3 protein-coding genes are annotated in these 2,635 nt (G+C 59.8%); 2 read left to right on the top strand and 1 reads right to left on the bottom strand.

The window, feature by feature from the left end; genetic code table 11:
* Window positions 1-101: 101 nt before the first annotated feature.
* Window positions 102-515 carry a DUF1236 domain-containing protein gene (locus AC1DVA_RS27545; RefSeq protein WP_442865083.1) on the top strand — a complete coding sequence of 138 codons (414 nt, stop codon included), beginning with the start codon at window positions 102-104 and terminating at the stop codon, window positions 513-515.
* A 145-nt stretch (window positions 516-660) separates the two neighbouring features.
* Window positions 661-936 carry a hypothetical protein gene (locus tag AC1DVA_RS27540; protein ID WP_265055319.1) on the top strand — a complete coding sequence of 92 codons (276 nt, stop codon included), beginning with the start codon at window positions 661-663 and terminating at the stop codon, window positions 934-936.
* A 488-nt stretch (window positions 937-1,424) separates the two neighbouring features.
* Here AC1DVA_RS27540 and AC1DVA_RS27535 read toward each other — a convergent pair whose 3' ends face one another.
* Window positions 1,425-1,919, bottom strand: a complete 495-nt coding sequence (locus tag AC1DVA_RS27535; protein ID WP_476808004.1) for a TMEM175 family protein — start codon at window positions 1,917-1,919, stop codon at window positions 1,425-1,427.
* Between the last annotated feature and the right edge of the window lie 716 nt (window positions 1,920-2,635).

The raw sequence follows: 2,635 nt of genomic DNA, 5'->3' as shown, positions 1-2,635 counted from the left end.
GCATAGAGCCTTAAAGCTTCGGAAGCGAACAAGAGCGTGGAACTCTTTGTAACCTTTCTAAGTTGTGGGCACGTCTGGGGGATCAATTTGGAGGTCGTCTGATGAAGAAGATCATTCTTGCCGCTGCCATTGTGTTGGCTCCCATGGCGGCAGTTGCTCAGAATCCGGAAGGCGCGCGAGGTGGTGCTGCCGCCGGTGCCGCAGCTGGCGCGGTAGGGGGAGCGGTTGTAGGCGGACCAGTCGGTGCGGTCGTTGGTGGTGTCGGCGGAGCTGTCGTCGGCGGAATCGCCGGAGATAACACGCCCCGCTTCAAGACCTATGTCCGTCAGCATGAAGTTCCCTCGTACGCCTATCGCGAGGAAGTTCGCGTCGGTGCGGTGTTGCCGGAGCGTGGCGTGACCTATCGCGACGTCCCCGCGGAATTCGGCGTGAAGGGCTATAGCTATACGACGATTAATGATCGCACGGTGATCGTCGAGCCGAAAACCCGCAAGATCATTCAGGTGATCGAGTAAACCTTGGATGGCCCACCTTCTCGAAGGCGGGCCATCGGTTTCGAGGCGAGCCTCCCAAGTGCAGTTATCGGCCCGCGACCCTATCGCGGCCTTGAGGCTTACCCATTCTCATCCTTGAGAAACTCTCATTTTCCGGAGCAATCCTATGAAGAAATTTCTATTACTCGCCCCGCTGGCGTTTATCGCGATGCCGCTGGCGGCGGCCCCCGCTCTTGCTGAAACGGTGGTCATCAAGGAGCGGCGCCACGTCGATTCAGGTCTGCACCGCGGCTGGCGAAATGGGCATGGCCACGGCGTTCGAAAAGTCGTGGTGCGCCACGAAGTCGGCCATCGCGGCACGACGCGCGTCACCCAAAAGATCACCCATACCAACGCCTATGGCGACCGGGTAACGCGAAAAGTAACCCGCGATATCAATTGACTAAAGCGGGGATGGTCGACCGCCGTCCCCTCACTTTCAATGAGATCATCCAGCGGTTTTGCAGAATTTTGGGAGCAAGAAGGCGATATGCGACGTCCTCATACAGTATTGGCTGTTGTCGCGCTCCTTTCGTGCGGTTCTGCTGCATATGCGGCCGAGGACCATGAGGAGCGCTCGAATAATGTAGCGATCACAGGGGTCGAAGTCAGCACCCGCATTGCTTTGGGACGTCACTGGACTAACGGACCCCAAGCTTCGCCGGTCGAACCTGAGGACCGTGCGGCGGAGCTGTCGCGAGAGCGCAAGAATCGCAAGGTCAGGATCGTCTACCCGTTTTGAGCGCAAGTCTGCAGATTAGGCAGCACAAGCTGGGCCGCTGACGATGGCGAAGCGAAATGCCGGGCAGCTCTTGATGAAGGTCTGCCTCGGTCAGGGAGTCGAAGCTCGCTTAGACCGCATTCAGAGTGAGCTGGCGGGCTCAGCGAGAGTCAGCTTTCCAAACATGACGCTGTGCGGCGAATGACGAAAAGGCAAGGCGGGTGCCCCGCCGTGCTCTGTGGTCCGAGGTCGGTCTGCGCGATAACCGGAAGTTGGCAGTTTGACGGGAGGCGGACGCACGCGCCCTGCGTGCCGTTATCTCTGATGCTTCCAGAGGCAGCCTCTTTGGAACCACTTCGAGCAGGAACAAAAAGGTTTAGCGCAAGGAACCAGTGATTGCTCCGGGCGTAGATGCGTCCAAAATAGTGATGCTGCAGCCAGTATGCGCCAATCACCCAATGGCAACGACCAGTGCCAGACGTTCGCGCCATTGCTTGGCCATGGCGCTTGCGAGGTCGTTGTAGTCGCGGGGGGCGGTCGGGAGAACCCGGCACCTTGTTTTCACCGATCAGCAGGGTCAGAGCGATAGCGAAAACTGCGTCGATAAACCCCTCGAGGCGCTTGAGTCCGCGCTCGGCGCCGTGCGTCTGCGCGTCGCTGACCATACGCCTCAACGTCTGGGCAACCGCAGGCTTCCCGAAAGCTTCCCGAGCATGTCGAATGCCTTTTAGCCAAGCGAGCATGCCCGATCAGCAGCATACATTGAATCCGTGCGCCTAACGGCCGCTAGAACGTCCTCAAGGCCAGCGTTTCCAATCTGAAACGTTGGATGGACATACCCCCTCCCCTACATCCAGCCAGAACGCCACATCCCGCTCACGCTTGCGATCCGGCCTTGGGGCGTAATCGCCGATGCCTGGCGAGCTCGGCACAGCGCGGGCCCCTCGAAACTCAGCTCTTTCGCAGGACTGGTAGCTTTACACCCCGCCTTCCGAAGCACCAAAGCGAAGCCCCCGTCGATTGGGCCAGACCAGGAGGGTGACGAAAGCTGGCCAGCAGACCGGCGGCGAGAAGGTTTCCGCGCGAGACATGCGCCAGACTTCTTCGTGTTCGGGCTGCACCGCCGTCCAGGGCTGAAGACCATCGACATGCCGGCGCGGCGAGCTTCAAGCCGCGGGCGCGAGTGGCCTAGCGGCGACATCGTCCATTCCATCAACCCTGCGTGCCGCGGGTCCCCAACTTTGGTCCGTCGGTCATGTTGTTTCTGTTCCAGCTGAAACGGGCCTCAGTGACGGCGATCTGGAATATGAATACATCTCACCCATGACCTGGTCAGCATCGCTTGGGCACCAAAACGGGTAGGGGTGTTGCGCATCCGCAC

It is taken from the genome of Allobosea sp. P4_C6, assembly GCF_056402015.1.
This window is presented reverse-complemented; position numbering and strand designations above follow the sequence as displayed.